Source organism: Arthrobacter sp. R-11 (assembly GCF_049913155.1).
Classification (GTDB): Bacteria; Actinomycetota; Actinomycetes; order Actinomycetales; family Micrococcaceae; genus Arthrobacter.
Genome location: NZ_CP183979.1, coordinates 4,147,603 through 4,163,388, shown reverse-complemented (window position 1 = coordinate 4,163,388; position 15,786 = coordinate 4,147,603). Strand labels below are relative to the sequence as shown.

Sequence of the window (15,786 nt, the reverse complement as noted above, 5' to 3'; positions counted from 1 at the left end):
TCTGTCCGCTCACATTCCATTTACTTTAGGCTTCCTAACTATTAGGCTTCCTAAATATGAACACAGAGCACCCCGCCGACGCCCTGATCGAGCTGGCCCAGGAATTCCGCAACGCCCTGCGCCAGAGTGTGTTCGTCCTGCGGCGCCTGGACGCCCATGCCGAATTGAGTTCCGCGCAGCTCAGCGTCCTGAAGATGGCGCTCGACGGCGGTGCCCGGGTGGGCGAGATCGCCCGCGACCTGGGGCTGAAGGTGCCCAGCGCCACCGAGCAGATCATCAGGCTCGAACGCGCCGGGCTGCTGCGCCGGGAAGCCGACCCCGATGACTCCCGCGCCGTCCGGGTGCTTGCCACCGCGGAAGGCCGTGCCGCCGTCGACCTCGCGGACCGCCGCCGCAACGAACACATCGCGGCGATCCTCGCCACCCTCGGCCAGGACGAGCGCGAGGCGATCCGCGCGGCGCTGCCCGTGTTCCACAAAATCAACAGCTCGGTCCGGAACTGAGCCCTCCGTCCGGAACTGAACTGTCAATAACCCACGCACGACAACAGGAGCGTTACGCCAATGAACGGCCAGCTCGCAGAGCACCTGCAGCCAGCAGAAGAAACCCTCGAGGCAGAGAAGGCCTCATTCCTCAAACAACCCAAGGCTGTGTGGGCCACCGCCATCGCGGCGGTCTTCGCCTTCATGGGCATCGGCCTGGTGGATCCCATCCTTCCGGCCATCGCCAAGAACCTGGACGCCACCCCCAGCCAGGTCTCCCTGTTGTTCACCAGCTACTTCCTGGTAACAGCCGTGGCGATGCTCGTCACCGGCTTCGTCTCGTCCCGGATCGGCGGCAAGAAGACCCTCATGACCGGCCTGGCACTGATCGTGGTGTTTGCCTCGCTCTCCGGCTTCTCGGGCTCGGTCTCTGAACTGGTCGGCTTCCGGGCGGGCTGGGGACTGGGCAACGCACTGTTCGTGGCCACCGCGCTCGCGGTGATTGTCGGCGTCGCGAGCGGGGGAGCCGGGACCGCGATCATCCTCTACGAAGCCGCCCTGGGCCTGGGCATCTCGCTCGGCCCGTTGCTTGGCGCGCTCCTGGGCGGCTGGCAATGGCGCGCACCGTTCTTCGGCACCGCCGTCCTCATGGCCGTTGGGTTCATTGCCTTGATGGTGCTGCTGCCCAAGACCCCGGCTCCCGCGAAGAAGGCGCGGCTGCGTGATCCGCTGCTGGCCCTGGGCCACAAGGGACTGCGGACCACCGCGGCCAGCGCCCTCTTCTACAACTACGGCTTCTTCACGATCCTGGCCTTCACCCCGTTCATCCTGGGCATGGACGCCTACGGAATCGGTGCGGTGTTCTTCGGCTGGGGCGTGGCCGTGGCGGTGTTCTCGGTCTTCGTGGCGCCGATGTTACAGCGCCGCTTCGGCACCAACAACGTCCTGGTGGGCACCCTGGCGGCCCTGATGCTCGACCTGATCGGGCTGGGACTGGCCGCGGGGCACTCGGTGCCGGCCGTCGTCGTGCTGGTGATCGTGGCCGGCACGCTGCTGGGCATCAACAACACCCTCTACACCGAGCTGGCCATGGAGGTCTCGGACTCGCCTCGGCCGGTGGCCTCGGCCGGCTACAACTTCGTGCGTTGGATGGGCGGTGCCCTGGCCCCGTTCGCTGCCGCGCAGCTTGGCGAGCACTTCGGCCCGCAGCTGCCGTTCTTCGCCGGGGCCGTGGCCCTGCTGCTGGCGATCGCCGTGGCCCTGGGTGGCCGGAAGTTCCTCGCGGCCCACGAGCCGCACCTCGTCTAGCAGCTGCCCGCCCACCCAACTGACTCGCAGTTGTTGTCGTTCTGACGCTTCAAAACGACAACAACTGCGAGTCAGTTGGGGCTTCCGAAGGAGGGAAGGGCTACTTAGTGCTGATCGCGGGCACCTTGGCGCCCTTGGGGACGAACAGGGTCTCGGCTTGTTCCAGGGACATCCCGTTGGTCTCCGGCACCTTGAACATGACGAAGAAGAACGACGCCGCCGCGAAGAGGGCATACATGCCGTAGGTCAGCGGCAGGGAACCTGCGGCCATGACGGGGAAGCTCAACGTAATGGCGAAGTTGGCCACCCACTGTGCGGCGGCGGCAAGACCCAGGGCGCGGCCGCGGATGCGGGACGGGAAGATCTCACCCAGCAGGACCCACACCAGCGGACCCCACGAAACGCCGAAGCTGACCACGAAGAGATTGGCCGCCACGAGCGCCACCGGACCCCAGACTCCCGGCAGTGCGATGTCCGGGCCGTTGCCGGAGGCCGAGGAGAACGCCAGGGCCATGGCACCCAGGGAAACGGCCATGCCGATGGAGCCGGCCAGCAGGATGGGGCGGCGGCCGATCCGGTCCACCAGGGCGATGGCCACCAGGGTCACCAGGATGTTGGTGATGGAGGTGGCGACAGAGATGGCGAGGGAGTCCTTCTCCTGGAAACCGACCGCCTTCCACAGCGTGGTGGAGTAGTAGAAGATCACGTTGATGCCCACGAACTGCTGCAGCACGGAGAGGATGATGCCGATCCACACCACGGGCTGCAGGCCGAAGGCGCTGCCGCGCAGCGAGCCCTTCTTGGCGGAAAGCTGGTCCAGCTGGATGGATTCGCGGATTTCGCGGATGTGGCGCTCGGTGTCGTCGCCGGGCATCAGGGCGTCGAAGGTCTTGCGGGCGGCGTCTTCCTTGCCGTTGAGGACCAGGAAATGCGGGGATTCCGGCAGGGTGTAGGCGATCACGCCGTAGACGGCGGCGGGGACGGCACAGGCGATGAACATCCAGCGCCACGCCTCCAGGCCGAACCAGAAGTCCTGGTGGGCGCCGCCGGCGGAAGTGGCCAGCAGCGCATCGGAAAGCAGGGCCGCGAAGATGCCGCTGGTGATGGCGAGCTGCTGCAGGGAGGCGAGCCGGCCGCGGATCTGCCGCGGTGAGATCTCGGAAATGTATGCCGGCGCGATCACCGAGGCGAGGCCGATGCCCAGGCCGCCCACCAGGCGCCAGAAGATCAGGTCCCAGACGCCGAACGCCAGGCCCGTGCCGATCGAACTGACCAGGAACAGGGCTGCTCCGAGCTTCATCGCGGGCACGCGGCCGTGGCGGTCGGCCACTTTCCCGGCGAGGTAGGCGCCGGCGGCGCAGCCGAGGAGGGCGACCGCCACGGCGAATCCCGTGACGGCCTCGCTCAGCGCGAATTCGGCCTTCATTGCGTCCACGGCGCCGTTGACCACCGAGGAATCGAAGCCGAAGAGGAAGCCGCCGACTGCTCCGGCGGTGGCCAGGCCAATGACCTTTCGATGGACGCCGGCATGGCTGTCGGAACTGGAAATGGACATGGCTCTCCCTTGAGGACTGGTGGCTTTGGGTGGCGCGGCAATCGTCGGCTGCTGACTCCAAATGGAGGCGCCGGTGCACTCGCGCTAAACAGTGTGGCACGCCACATCCGCGAAGTTCCAGTCAAGGTGATGCACATGACATGCGTTCACATTATTAACACAAGATCACGCCGCGTCGCGGAGGGGAGGCCTTCGGGGTTTCCCGGAAGGCCTCGCCGCCGCGACGGGAGCGGAATCGCTGCCCATTTGGGCGAATCTATTGAACGCAAAAGTGCGACGACGGCGGGCGGCCCCGCGCTGGCACTTACCTTCCGGCGTCGTACCTCGCGCGGAGCACGCCACGCCCCGGGTGAGCGGTCAGGAGAACTCCTCCAGCGCCTCCGTCAGCAGGCGACCCGGCACGCCGAGGCGGTGGTGCACGCCGCGGGAGGCGAGCAACTCGCCGGCGACGACGACCTCGGTGACGTCGCTCGCGGTTGCGCTGAAGGCCAGCTGCAGCGGACGCGATCCGGCGGTGCGGGTCGAGGCTGGATCGACGACCATGAAGTCGCAGACTGCTCCGACGTGGAGTGCCGACGGAGCAACCGGGGTCGCCATGGACCGTGCGGCCCCGTCCGTTGCCGCCCGCAGCAGTTCCTGCGGGGAAAACCTGCCGCGCTGGCCGGTGCCGAGGCGTTCCCCGTGCTCCAGCGTGCGCATTTCAATCCACGGGTCGATCACCGCGTGCTGGTCCGTGCCGAGCGCAATGGCCGCCCCGGCATCGGAAAGTTCCCGTGCGGGGCCGATCCCGTCTGCGAGGTCGGCTTCGGTGCTCGGGCACATCACCACGGTTGCGCCGGCCCTTCCAAGCAGGGCGATGTCTTCCGGTGTCAGGTGCGTCGCATGGACGGCGGAGAGCTGCCCGGACAGCAGGCCGTGGCGCTCCAAGAGTCCGGCCGGGGTGGTGCCGTAGGCCTCCAGGCAGGCTTCGTTCTCCGCGGGTTGCTCGCTCAGGTGGATGTGGAGGGGGATGTCGGCGGGCAACTGCTTTGCCACCGTCTTGAGGTCCTCTTCGGGCACGGCCCGCACGGAGTGCAGTGCCGCGCCCACGCTGACCAGCTCCGGCGGGAAGTTCTTTGCGATCTCGGTCCGAAGCGAGGAGAGGCGGTCCAGCCAGGCCTGCACTCCGGCATCCCCGAACCTTGCCTGTTCGGGACTGAGCGGCGTGCCGATGCCCCCGGCCAGATACAGCGTGTCCAGGAGGGTGAGGCGGATGCCGGCTGACATTGCCGCCCGGGCCAGGGCCAACTCCATGGCATGGGGCTGGTCATAGGGCGCCCCGTCCGGCTGGTGATGGACATAGTGGAACTCGGCCACGCTGCTGAAGCCGGAGACCACCATTTCGGCGAAGACGGCGGCGGCCAGCTTCTCGTATTTCTCGGGAGTCAGCTCGGAGGCGCTCCGGTACATCTGCTCCCGCCACACCCAGAAGTCCCCGCGCCCGTCATGGGTGCGTCCGCGCAGGATCCGGTGGAAAGCGTGGGAGTGCGCGTTGGCCGCCGCGGGGAAGGCGATGCCATGCAGTTCCGTGTCGCCCGCTTGGGGGCGGGTGCCGGTCGTGATCGCGGAGATGCGGCCGTCCTGTGTTTCCAGGCGTACCCCGCTGGCGACCTCCGGAACTCCCGTGCCGCCGTCGGCGTCGATGAGCGCCGCCTCGCACCAGTACCAGCTCACAGGAGTCCCTCCAGGACATCCGCGAGGGCAACCGCGCCGGTGGCTGCGTCCTCGTCGGCCACATACTCCTCGGGCGAATGCGAGATTCCGCTGGGATTTCGCACGAAGAGCATCGCCGAAGGAACGAATCCAGCGAGCACGCCCGCGTCGTGGCCCGCGCCGGTCGCCAGCACGGGAGCGTCCGGCAGGAGCGCGCCGATGCGCCGGCTCAGGCCGGGGTCGAAGTGGACCGTGTCGCTGTACGACTCCTCGGTGAGGGTCACCGTGCATCCTTCGCCCGCTGCGGCTTCCTTGGCCGAGCGGTAGATCTCTTCGATGAGTTGCGCGGTCACGGCGTCGTCGGGATGGCGGGCGTCAAGCCAGAGGTCCACGCGGGAGGCAATGACGTTGGTGCCGCCCGGAACCGGCGTCAAGCGGCCGACGGTCGCCCTGGCGTCCGGCTGTTTGGCCGCGGTATCGCGGACTGCAAGGACGATCTGCGCGGCCGCGACCATGGGGTCGGAACGGTCGGCCATGAGTGTGGTGCCGGCGTGGTTGCCCTGGCCGCTGACGCTCAACTTCCAGCGGCCGTGGCCCAGGATGGAGCTTCCGACGGCGATGGCAGGCCCGCCATTGCCCAGCCCCTTGCCCTGTTCCACATGCAGTTCAACGAAGTCGCCGATCCGCGCCAGGGCCTCCGGGTCCGGGCCGACGTGCCGGGGATCGAGCCCGTTGGCGCGTGCGACGTCGGCGAAGGTGTCGCCGGCGGCGTCGCGCAGGTTCAAAGCCTTCTCGACGCCGATTGCGCCGGTCAGGAGCCGCGATCCCAGGCAGGCCACGCCAAAGCGGGACCCTTCTTCTTCGGGGAACACTGTGATGGCCAGGGAGCGGCCCTGCTGAACTCCGCGCGACTTGAGGATGTCGACGGCGGCCAGCGCCGACGCGACACCCAGCGGTCCGTCAAAAGCGCCTCCGCCCGGGACTGAATCGAGGTGGCTGCCGGTGACGAGCGCACCGTCCTGGGGCTTTCCCCACCACGCCCAGATGATGCCGTTGCGGTCGGTCTCGACGTCGAGGCCGCGCTGCTGGGCTTGTTCGATGAACCACTGCCTGAGGTCGAGTTCCGGCGTCGAATAGACGGCCCTGGAATATCCTCCGCGTACCGCATCGCGGCCCACGCCCTTGATCGAGTCAAGGAGTTGATTGACGGTTTCCACGTTGTTCCTCCGATGGTGAAGACTGCCACCAAGTAAAAACCACTTGCCACCACATGACAAGGGCCTAAGGGGAAAACCGCCGCAATTAACAGCCCTGAAACACTGCCGATACCGCGCGGTGTCGTGCGACGTCTCAGATCCCGGAATCTCACGAAATAAAGCGAAAGCTCTTGCCATGCTGTGAAAAGTGGTTTTTACTGAATGGCAAGACATGGTGATCCAGACCACTCGAAAGCAGGTCAGGCAGTTGGCAGCAGATTCCTCCACCCGGACAGTCGAAAGGGCGCTGGCCCTCCTCAGCGCGGTCTGCACGGATGGGTCCATCAGCCTGAGTGACGCCGCACGCGTCGTTGATTTGTCGGCCAGCACCGCGCTCCGCCTCCTCCGCACCTTGGAAGGCAGCGGCTTCGTGACCCGGGACCCGGGAGGCAACTTCCGTCCCGGGGCCAGCATCATCCAGCTGGGCGCCCTGGCGTTGGGGCAGGAATCCCTCGTATCAATCTGCACGCCGCACATGAAGCTGCTTGTGGCCGAAACCGGCGAGTCCTGCTACCTGAGCATTCCCGGTCCTGGGGAGACCGGCATCTACATCGCCATCGTCGAAGGTACCCGCTCCGTGCGGCACGCCAGTTGGGTCGGCAGGAGCATTCCGCTGGAAGGCTCCGCCGCCGGCAAGATCCTGACCGGCGGGCAGAACGGCCGTGGCTACGCCATCGTGCGCAGCGGTGTGGAAGACGACGTCACGGCGGTTGCCGCCCCGATCGTTATCGGTGGCCGGACCGTTGCGGCCCTCAGCATCGTCGTACCCAGCTACCGACTGGACGAAGCGAAGGCCCAGGCCTTTGGCGAGGAGCTGGTGAAGGTGGCAGGCCACATTCTCGAAGAACCCGCAGAAAACCATGAAGCGCCCCACGAAAGCATGGAAAAGAAATGATCAAGTTTGAAAATGTCACCAAGGCGTACCCGGACGGGACGGTCGCCGTCGACGGCCTGAACCTCGAGGCACCTACTGGCAAGCTGACCATCCTGGTCGGTCCCTCCGGCTGCGGAAAGACCACCTCCTTGAGGATGATCAACCGCCTCATCGAGCCCACCAGCGGGACCATCTATCTCGATGACCAGCCCACCTCCGGCATGGATGCAGCGTTGCTCCGGCGCAGGATCGGATACGTCATCCAGCACGCCGGCCTTTTCCCGCACCGCACGATCGTGGACAACGTGGCCACCATGCCCGTACTGCTGGGCGAGAGCCGGCAGAAGGCCCGCAGCAAGGCCCTCGAGCTGATTGAGCGCGTCGGCCTGCCGGCCAGCTTCGCCAAGCGCTACCCATGGCAGCTTTCCGGCGGCCAGCAGCAGCGCGTCGGTGTTGCCCGTGCGCTGGCGTCGGACCCGGCATTCATGCTGATGGATGAGCCCTTCAGCGCCGTAGACCCCGTGGTCCGCGGACAACTGCAGGACGAGTTCCTTCGCCTGCAGCGCGAGATCGGCAAGACCATCATCATGGTCACGCACGACATCGACGAAGCCCTCAAGCTCGGCGACCAGGTTGCGGTGATGCGGGTCGGCGGCAAGCTGGCCCAGATGGCCTCCCCGTCGGAACTGCTTACCTCGCCCGCTGATGAGTTCGTGGCGGACTTCGTGGGCCGGGACCGCGGCTACCGTTCCCTCGGTTTCACGAAGACAGCCGGCGCCGTGGCCATCGGAGAAGAAGCCGTGGTCCAGCTCGGCGCCTCCGCGGAGGAAGCCCGAGCCAAGGCCACGGGTGCCTGGGTGCTGGTGGTCGACGGCGGCCGCAAGCCCCTCGGCTGGGCCCAGCCGGAGCAGATCGCCGGCGGTGAGCTGAAGCGCGAGCACCTGAACCTCAGTGGCATCGCCGCAGCGGCGTCCGGAACCATGCGCCAGCTGCTCGACGCCGCCCTCTCCTCGCCCAGCCGCCGCGGTGTGGTGGTCAACGAGGAGGGAAGGCTGATCGGCACCGTCACCGCGACCGACGTCGTCAAGGCCATCGAAGCCGAACCCCACCTGGAGACGGCGCGATGAACATTGAATGGCTCGGCCGCCAGTTCGACAACATCGTCTTCCTGCTCGGCTGGCACGTCCTGCTGGCCGTCATCCCGCTGGTCCTCGGGCTGCTGATTGCGCTTCCCCTTGGCTGGTGGGCGCACCGGAGCCGCCGGATCTACCCCTTGCTGGTGGGCATCGCGGGCCTTCTCTACACGGTCCCGTCCCTCGCCCTGTTCGTCCTGCTGCCGCTGGTCCTTGGCACCAAGATCCTTGACCCGCTGAACATCGTCGCGGCCCTGACCATCTACACCGTCGCGCTGCTGGTGCGCGTGGTGGCTGATGCCCTCGAGTCCGTGCCCGAGGACACCGTCCAGGCCGCCAAGGCCATGGGCTACCGCAGCTACCAGAGCCTCCTGAAAGTGGAGCTGCCCGTGGGCGTTCCCGTCATCAGCGCAGGGCTCCGCGTTGCCGCCGTGTCCAACGTCAGCCTGGTATCCGTGGCCGCGTTGCTTGGTATTCCCCAACTCGGTTCGCTCTTCACCCAGGGCTTCCAGCTGCGGTTCTTCACGCCGATCATCGCCGGCATCCTGCTCTGCGTCATCCTGGCCATGATCCTGGACGGGCTGATCATCCTTCTCAACCGGTGGCTGACACCGTGGACCCCCAAGGTGGTGGCATCGTGAACTACCTGTTCGACCCCCGGCACTGGACTGGCGCCGACAGCATCCCGACCCTGATCGGGGAGCACCTGCTGTACTCCCTGATCGCCCTGGCCATCGCGGCAGTCATCGCGGTACCGCTTGGCATCTACATCGGCGTCACGGGCAAAGGCGTGTTCCTGATCGCCGGCCTGGCCAATGCGCTCCGCGCCCTGCCCAGCGTCGGCCTCCTGATCCTCCTGGTCCTGCTGATCTCGCCGGCCTTCCCGTCGAAGATGGGCTACATCCTTCCGAGCCTCATCGTCCTGGTGCTGCTAGCTGTGCCGCCCATCCTGACCAACACCTACGCCGGGGTCCGCGCAGTGGACGCCGCCGCCGTCGACGCCGCCAGGGGCATGGGGTTCCGCACCATGAAGATCCTCACCGACGTCCAGCTCCCGTGCTCGCTTCCGCTCGTCCTGTCCGGTGTCCGCAGCGCGCTGCTGCAGATCATCTCGACGGCGACCATCGCCGCGTACATTTCGCTCGGCGGCCTGGGCCGTCTGCTGATCGACGGCAAGGCCCAGAACGACTACAGCCAAATGGTTGCCGGCGCCGTGCTGGTCGCCTTGCTGGCACTGTTCTTCGACCAGCTCCTCGCTTTCATCACCCGCCGTGTCGTTTCACCAGGACTGACGCGGCGCACCATCAAATCGGCCTCCGCCGCCGAAGCCGTGAAGACCCCCGTCACGGTCTGAACAACACCCGGCGCCGTCCTTCCGGCGCGCAAGTTTCACCTCCCACCCACCCCCCACTTGGCCGCTGCATGCCCTCGCAGTGCCGTTCCAGGAGAGTTGACATGAAGAAGTACCTGACAGGCTTCACCCTCGCGGCAGTCGCCGCCATCACCCTGAGCGCCTGCGGCGGCGGGGACCCCATGAGCTCGTCAAGCACGCCGGCAGGAGGTTCGGGCGACAGCATCATCGTCGGCTCGGCTGACTTCCCGGAAAGCCAGTTGATCGCCAAGATCTACGCCGAGGCACTGAAGGCCAAGGGCATCCAGGTCACGGAGAAGCCGAGCATCGGCAGCCGCGAAGTCACCATTCCCGCCCTCAAGGACGGTTCCATCGACCTCATGCCCGAGTACGGTGGCGCGCTCCTGCAGTACCTCGACTCCGCCACCAAGGCGGTCACTTCGGAGGAGGTCACCAAGGACCTCGCCACGAAGATCCCCTCGGGACTGACCCTCCTTACCGCATCCGACGCGGAGGACAAGGACGTCCTGGCGGTCAAGAAGGAAACTGCCGACAAGTACAAGCTGAAGACCATCGAAGACATCAAGCCCGTGGCCAAGGAACTCGTTCTGGGCGGCCCGCCGGAGTGGAAGACCCGCCTGAACGGCGTCGCGGGGCTGAAGTCCGTCTACGGACTTGAGTTCAAGGAATTTTCAGCGCTCGACGCCGGTGGGCCGCTGACGCTGAATGCCCTGCTTTCCGGCCAGGTCCAGGTTGCCGACCTGTTCAGCACCGACCCGGCGCTGAAGGACAACAACCTGGTTGCCCTCGAAGACAACAAGAACCTTTTCCTGTCCGAGAACATCGTGCCGGTCATCAACGCAAAGAAGTCCACGGACACCGTCAAGGAAACCCTGAACAAGGTGTCCGCAGCGCTGACCACCGAAGACCTCATCACGATGAACGGCCGGGTGGCCAAGTTCGAAGACATCGGTGAAATCGCCAAGGAATGGCTCAAGTCCAAGAACCTGGGCTGATCCCACTCGCTTGCTGTAGAGGAAGAAAAGAAATGACTGCCGATTTCACCACCGGGACGCGCCCGGTCAAGGCGCCCCGCGGTACTGAGCTGTCCGCGAAGAGCTGGCAGACCGAAGCGCCGTTGCGCATGCTGATGAACAACCTGGACCCGGAGGTTGCCGAGCACCCCGAGGATCTCGTGGTTTACGGTGGCACGGGCCGTGCCGCCCGGTCCTGGAAGGCGTTCGATGCGATCTCGGAGACCTTGAAGGACATGGAAGAGGACGAGACCTTGCTGGTCCAGTCGGGCAAGCCGGTGGGTGTGTTCCGTACCAACAAGTGGGCTCCGCGGGTGCTGATCGCCAACTCCAACCTGGTGGGCGATTGGGCGACGTGGCCGGAGTTCCGGCGCCTGGAGGCCGAGGGCCTGATGATGTACGGGCAGATGACGGCCGGTTCCTGGATCTATATCGGCACCCAGGGCATCCTGCAGGGCACTTACGAAACCTTCGCCGCGGTCGGGAACAAGCTCGCCGCCGAAGGCCGCCACCCGGCACCGGCCGCGGAAGGCTCCACCGAAGGACCGCTGGCCGGGACCCTGACCCTGACCGGCGGGTGCGGGGGCATGGGCGGGGCCCAGCCGCTGGCCGTGACCCTGAACGACGGGGCCTGCCTGATCGTGGACGTGGATGAGTCCCGGCTGCGCCGCCGTGTCGGCAAGCGTTACCTGGACGAGGTCGAGACCGACCTGGATGCCGCGATCGCCAAGGTGAGCAAGGCCAAGGCTGAGCGGCGCGGCTGGTCCGTGGGCTACGTCGGCAACGCTGCGGAGGTCTTCCCCGAGCTGCTGCGCCGCCACCAGGCAGGGGAGCTGACCATTGACGTCGTGACCGACCAGACCAGTGCGCATGATCCGCTGTCGTACCTGCCCGAGGGCATCACCGTGGAGGAATGGCACAGCGAGGCCGCCGCGGATCCGGAAGGGTTCACGAAGAAGGCCCAGGCGTCCATGGCCCGGCACGTGCAGGCCATGGTGGAGTTCCAGGACGCCGGGGCCGAGGTGTTCGATTACGGCAACTCCATCCGGGATGAGGCGCGCAAGGGCGGTTACGGGCGTGCGTTCGAGTTCCCCGGCTTCGTTCCGGCCTACATCCGGCCGCTGTTCTGCGAGGGCCTGGGCCCGTTCCGCTGGGTGGCCCTGTCCGGGGACCCGGAGGACATCCGCGTCACCGACGAAGCGATCAAGGAGCTGTTCCCGGAGAACAAGCACCTGCACAAGTGGATCGACGCCGCCCAGGAACGGGTCGAGTTCGAGGGCCTGCCGGCACGTATCTGCTGGCTGGGCTACGGCGAACGCCACAAGGCCGGGCTGCTGTTCAACAAGCTCGTTGCCGAGGGCAAGGTCAAGGCCCCGATCGTGATCGGCCGTGACCACCTGGACTCCGGTTCCGTGGCCTCCCCGTACCGGGAGACCGAGGCCATGAAGGACGGCTCGGACGCGATCGCGGACTGGCCTTTGCTGAACGCCCTGACCGCCGCGTCCTCGGGTGCGACCTGGGTGTCCATCCACCACGGCGGCGGCGTGGGCATCGGCCGCTCGATCCATACCGGCCAGGTCTCCGTGGCCGACGGCACCGAGCTCGCGGCCGAGAAGCTCGAGCGGCTGCTGACCAATGACCCCGGCATGGGCGTCATCCGCCACGTCGACGCCGGCTACGAGCGCGCCGTCGAGGTCGCCGCCGAACGCGGCGTCCGCATCCCCATGAACGAAGCTGCAGCGAACACCAGCAAGTAAGCCCGCAAGCAGTAGCCTCTACACAAGTGAGCCCCGGTGGCCGGACTTACCGGCCGCCGGGGTTTCCCGCACCGAAAGGGACCCTTCCATGATCGCGATCGACGGCCGGCAGTTGGACTTGGCGGACATCGTTTCGGTGGCCGAAGGCGAACAAGTCAGCCTGGCTCCGGAAGCGCTGGTGCGGATGACCGAATCCCGGGAGTCAGCGGTGGCCACGGCGCTGCGCCGCCCGGTCTACGGACGTTCCACCGGTGTGGGCGCCAACCGGACCGTTTCGCTGACGGAAGCCGGGGGTGGGGATACCCACGGACTCAAGCTGCTGCGCAGCCATGCCGTGGATGCCGGCAGGCCGCTGGACCGCAGGACCGTCCGCGCCATGCTGGTCGTCAGGCTGTCCCAGCTGGCGGCCGGCGGGTCGGGGATCAACCCTGCCATCGCCGAGGCCCTCGTTGCGCTCCTCAACTCCGGTGCCGTCCCCGAGGTCCGCGAGTTCGGCGGGATCGGCACCGCAGACCTTCCTGCCCTCGCCGGCACGGCGCTGACGATGCTCGGCGAACGGGAGCCCCTCGGGGGAGGAAAAGCACCCGTCCTCCTGGATGGCTGGGCGACCGCCGACGCCCTCCCGTTCATCAGTTCCAGCGCCCTGACCATCGCCCAGGCGGTCCTCGCGCATCAGGAACTGACCACCCTCCTTGGCAACGCCGCGTCCGTGGCAGCCCTGTCCTTCGCTGCGATGTCCGGCAACCCGGAAGCCTTCAGCCCGGCGGTAGCTGCTGCCGCGGACACTCCCGCGGTTGCGGACGCGGCCCGCATGTTCCATGGGCTCGTCCAAGGCAGCGGTGAACCGGCCCGCATCCAGGATCCGTACTGCCTTCGGACCCTGCCGCAGATCTTCGGATCCCAATCTGAAGAGTTGGCGGCGTTGGGAGCCTTGCTGCGACGCCTTGTCACGGCCGGAAACGAGAACCCGCTGGTCCACGGCTCGCCCTCGGAAGGGACCAACGACGTCTCCCACCACGGCCTCTTCCAGATGACCAACCTCGCCCGCCGTGTGGATGCCCTGCAGCTGGCCATCGGCGCGGCCTGCGCCACGCACCTGCGCAGGATCGACCTTCTCTGCGAGCCCAACTACACCGGCCAGCATCCCTTCCTCGCAGAGGACGGAAGCGGCCAGTCCGGCGTCATGATGCTGGAATATGTCGCCGCCGGCGCAGTGGGCCGGATCCGGAGCAATGCCCAGCCCGTGAGCCTGCAAACCGTGGTGTTGTCCCTGGGTGCCGAGGAAGACGCAAGCTTTGCGAGTGTGGCTGCCGCACAGCTGCAGTCAACGGCGGACGCCCTGGCGACCGTCGCCGCCGTCGAACTCGTCTGTGCCACCCGCGCCCTGCGGCTGCAGGGCCGGCAGCCCGAAGAGTTTGCCAGCCCGCGGCTCCAAACCGTCATGCGCGCAGCATTCGCGCTGCCCTCCGACGTCCGGGACCGGGACCTGCGCTGGGACCTTGAGCAAGCCCACCGGCTGGTCACAGCCCGGTACTGAGGTCCCAGCATTGAGGCTCCAGCACTGAGCCTCCAGCACTGAGGTCCCGGTACTGATCCCGGCCCGACGCCGGCGCTGCTAGTGCGCCGGCGCAGCTTCCTTGGCCGCGGCCTTCGGGTCCGTCAGCTTCTTGTTGGGCAGCGCGAAGCTGACCAGGAACGCCAGCAGCGTCAGCCCGGCGGCAGTGAGCATCACGACGTCGATCGCCTGGGCAAAGCCTTCGGTGATCGGCCGGGTCAGCACCGGGTTGGCCGAATGCAGCCAGCTGGTGTCGTTGAGGGAGTCGTTGGACGCCCCGTTCTTGAAGAAGTCGTACAGCTTGGCGTTGGCTGGATCCGCGGCCACTGCCGGGTCCTTGAGCACCTTAAGATAGTTGGCGCTGCCTGCGGCGGTCTTCATGCCGTCGGCGATGCGGTCCGCGGCCTGGCTGAACAGCATCGAGATGAACACGGCCGTGCCCACCGCGCCGCCCATGGAACGGAAGAACGCCGCCGTCGAGGTTCCCACGCCCATGTCCTTCGCCGGCACCGAAACCTGCATGGCCAGGGTGAGCGGCTGCATGCAGAAGCCCAGCCCCATGCCGAAGAACACCGCGATCAGGCCGGGAACCCAGAGGCCCGTGTCCACGCCCAGCGACAATCCCATGACGACGGCGGCCGCCGTCAGCGTCGCCGTGCCGAGGATCGGGAAGATCCGGTACGTGCCCGACGACGAGATGGTGCGCCCGGCGGTGATGGAACCGCCGAGGATGCCCACCGTGAAGGTGATCATCATGAGCCCGGCCTCGGTGGGGGTGAGGCCCTTTACCAGCTGCAGGTACATCGGCAGCATCGCGATGGCGCCGAACATGCCGATGCCGATGATGAAGTTCAGCAGCGAGGACAGGCCGAAAGTGGCGTTGCGGAACAGGCGCAGCGGGATCAGCGCATAGTCGCCGGCGCGCCGCTCGGCGAGCAGGAAGAGGACGATGCCCACCACTCCCAGGCCGTAGCAAAGCCAGGAAGCGGGGGAGTTCCAGCCCCAGCTGCGGCCCTGTTCGGCGACGAGCAGCAGCGGCACGATCGCCAGCGTGATGGCCGCTGCGCCCCAGTAGTCGATCTTTTGCTTCACGTGCCGCGGCGGCAGGTGCAGGTACAGGAAGACCACGGCCAGGGCGGCCAGGCCGATGGGCAGGTTGATGAAGAACACCCAGCGCCAGCCGTCGAAGCCCAGGATGTTGGACGTACCGGCAAAGGCGCCGCCGATCACCGGGCCCAGCACGGAGGAAACACCGAAGACGGACATGAAGTAGCCCTGGTACTTGGCACGGTCCTTGAGCGCCACGATGTCGCCGATGATGGTCAGGGCCAGCGCCAGCAGGCCGCCGGCGCCCATGCCCTGGATGCCGCGGGCCACGGCCAGTTCGGCCATGGAATGCACGGATCCGGCGTAGAGCGAGCCCGCCAGGAAGATGAGGATCGCGGCCAGGTACAGCGGGCGGCGGCCGAAGATGTCGCTGAGCTTGCCGTACAGCGGGGTGCTCACCGTCGAGGTGATGAGGTAGGCCGTGGTGGCCCAGGCCTGCAGGGAGAGGCCGTCGAGGTCGTTCGCGATGGTGTAGATCGACGTCGACACGATGGTCTGGTCCAGCGAGGACAGGAACATGCCGAGCATGAGGCCCACCATGACGGTCAAGGTCTGGCGGTGGGTCAGGACTTCGCCGGGGGCCCGGACAGGGGTGGATTTGGACATCGGTCCTCCAGGAAAAGGCGGGCGGGGGAGCGCAACGGATAGTTGCTTTCAGTAACTATCCTAAATGACGTTGTAT

At 66.8% G+C, this 15,786-nt stretch carries 13 protein-coding genes; 9 read left to right on the top strand and 4 right to left on the bottom strand.

Annotated features, from left to right (window positions below):
• The first annotated feature begins 56 nt into the window (after positions 1-56).
• Together ACN9M4_RS18965 and ACN9M4_RS18960 are read left to right on the top strand one after the other, a co-directional pair.
• Positions 57-503, top strand: a complete 447-nt coding sequence (locus ACN9M4_RS18965) for a MarR family winged helix-turn-helix transcriptional regulator (RefSeq protein WP_426300659.1) — start codon at positions 57-59, stop codon at positions 501-503.
• 60 nt (positions 504-563) lie between these two features.
• Positions 564-1,790, top strand: coding sequence for an MFS transporter (locus tag ACN9M4_RS18960; RefSeq protein WP_426300657.1), 1,227 nt, complete (start codon positions 564-566; stop codon positions 1,788-1,790).
• A 100-nt stretch (positions 1,791-1,890) separates the two neighbouring features.
• Here ACN9M4_RS18960 and ACN9M4_RS18955 read toward each other — a convergent pair whose 3' ends face one another.
• The 3 genes from ACN9M4_RS18955 to ACN9M4_RS18945 all read right to left on the bottom strand — a co-directional run bounded on the left by ACN9M4_RS18955 (position 1,891) and on the right by ACN9M4_RS18945 (position 6,254).
• Positions 1,891-3,345, bottom strand: a complete 1,455-nt coding sequence (locus tag ACN9M4_RS18955) for a sugar porter family MFS transporter (RefSeq protein WP_426300655.1) — start codon at positions 3,343-3,345, stop codon at positions 1,891-1,893.
• A 357-nt stretch (positions 3,346-3,702) separates the two neighbouring features.
• A complete protein-coding gene (locus ACN9M4_RS18950; RefSeq protein ID WP_426300653.1) occupies positions 3,703-5,058 on the bottom strand; it encodes a formimidoylglutamate deiminase in 1,356 nt (451 codons plus the stop codon).
• A complete protein-coding gene (locus tag ACN9M4_RS18945; RefSeq protein ID WP_426300649.1) occupies positions 5,055-6,254 on the bottom strand; it encodes an allantoate amidohydrolase in 1,200 nt (399 codons plus the stop codon). Before ACN9M4_RS18945 ends, ACN9M4_RS18950 begins: the two co-directional genes overlap by 4 nt.
• Positions 6,255-6,441: 187 nt before the next feature.
• On the opposite strand from ACN9M4_RS18945, the gene ACN9M4_RS18940 reads away from it, so the two are divergent.
• From ACN9M4_RS18940 to ACN9M4_RS18910, 7 genes are all read left to right on the top strand, one after another.
• On the top strand, positions 6,442-7,188 hold the full coding sequence (locus ACN9M4_RS18940; protein WP_426300647.1) for an IclR family transcriptional regulator: 747 nt from the start codon (positions 6,442-6,444) through the stop codon (positions 7,186-7,188).
• Complete coding sequence (locus ACN9M4_RS18935) at positions 7,185-8,294, top strand: ATP-binding cassette domain-containing protein (RefSeq protein WP_426300645.1); 1,110 nt, start codon at positions 7,185-7,187, stop codon at positions 8,292-8,294. Before ACN9M4_RS18940 ends, ACN9M4_RS18935 begins: the two co-directional genes overlap by 4 nt.
• Positions 8,291-8,941, top strand: coding sequence for an ABC transporter permease (locus ACN9M4_RS18930; protein WP_426300643.1), 651 nt, complete (start codon positions 8,291-8,293; stop codon positions 8,939-8,941). The genes ACN9M4_RS18935 and ACN9M4_RS18930 overlap by 4 nt, the downstream gene beginning before the upstream one ends.
• Positions 8,902-9,654 carry an ABC transporter permease gene (locus ACN9M4_RS18925; RefSeq protein WP_426300641.1) on the top strand — a complete coding sequence of 251 codons (753 nt, stop codon included), beginning with the start codon at positions 8,902-8,904 and terminating at the stop codon, positions 9,652-9,654. The genes ACN9M4_RS18930 and ACN9M4_RS18925 overlap by 40 nt, the downstream gene beginning before the upstream one ends.
• A gap of 101 nt (positions 9,655-9,755) precedes the next feature.
• Positions 9,756-10,667: an ABC transporter substrate-binding protein gene (locus tag ACN9M4_RS18920; RefSeq protein ID WP_426300639.1), complete on the top strand. Its 912-nt coding sequence runs from the start codon at positions 9,756-9,758 to the stop codon at positions 10,665-10,667.
• Between the two features lie 32 nt (positions 10,668-10,699).
• Positions 10,700-12,442, top strand: a complete 1,743-nt coding sequence (locus ACN9M4_RS18915; protein ID WP_426300637.1) for a urocanate hydratase — start codon at positions 10,700-10,702, stop codon at positions 12,440-12,442.
• 88 nt (positions 12,443-12,530) lie between these two features.
• Positions 12,531-13,979, top strand: coding sequence for an aromatic amino acid lyase (locus tag ACN9M4_RS18910; protein ID WP_426300635.1), 1,449 nt, complete (start codon positions 12,531-12,533; stop codon positions 13,977-13,979).
• A gap of 78 nt (positions 13,980-14,057) precedes the next feature.
• Here the strand turns inward: ACN9M4_RS18910 and ACN9M4_RS18905 are convergent, their stop codons facing one another.
• Entirely contained in the window at positions 14,058-15,710 is a 1,653-nt protein-coding gene (locus ACN9M4_RS18905; protein ID WP_426300633.1) for an MDR family MFS transporter, read from the bottom strand.
• Positions 15,711-15,786 lie beyond the last annotated feature (76 nt).

Bases quoted from the DNA above. Each gene is read 5' to 3' on its own strand.
- ACN9M4_RS18965 (WP_426300659.1), top strand. From the start codon at position 57: ATGAACACAGAGCACCCCGCCGACGCCCTGATCGAGCTGGCCCAGGAA.
- ACN9M4_RS18960 (WP_426300657.1), top strand. From the start codon at position 564: ATGAACGGCCAGCTCGCAGAGCACCTGCAGCCAGCAGAAGAAACCCTC.
- ACN9M4_RS18955 (WP_426300655.1), bottom strand. From the start codon at position 3,345: ATGTCCATTTCCAGTTCCGACAGCCATGCCGGCGTCCATCGAAAGGTC.
- ACN9M4_RS18935 (WP_426300645.1), top strand. From the start codon at position 7,185: ATGATCAAGTTTGAAAATGTCACCAAGGCGTACCCGGACGGGACGGTC.
- ACN9M4_RS18930 (WP_426300643.1), top strand. From the start codon at position 8,291: ATGAACATTGAATGGCTCGGCCGCCAGTTCGACAACATCGTCTTCCTG.
- ACN9M4_RS18920 (WP_426300639.1), top strand. From the start codon at position 9,756: ATGAAGAAGTACCTGACAGGCTTCACCCTCGCGGCAGTCGCCGCCATC.
- ACN9M4_RS18915 (WP_426300637.1), top strand. From the start codon at position 10,700: ATGACTGCCGATTTCACCACCGGGACGCGCCCGGTCAAGGCGCCCCGC.
- ACN9M4_RS18910 (WP_426300635.1), top strand. From the start codon at position 12,531: ATGATCGCGATCGACGGCCGGCAGTTGGACTTGGCGGACATCGTTTCG.
- ACN9M4_RS18905 (WP_426300633.1), bottom strand. From the start codon at position 15,710: ATGTCCAAATCCACCCCTGTCCGGGCCCCCGGCGAAGTCCTGACCCAC.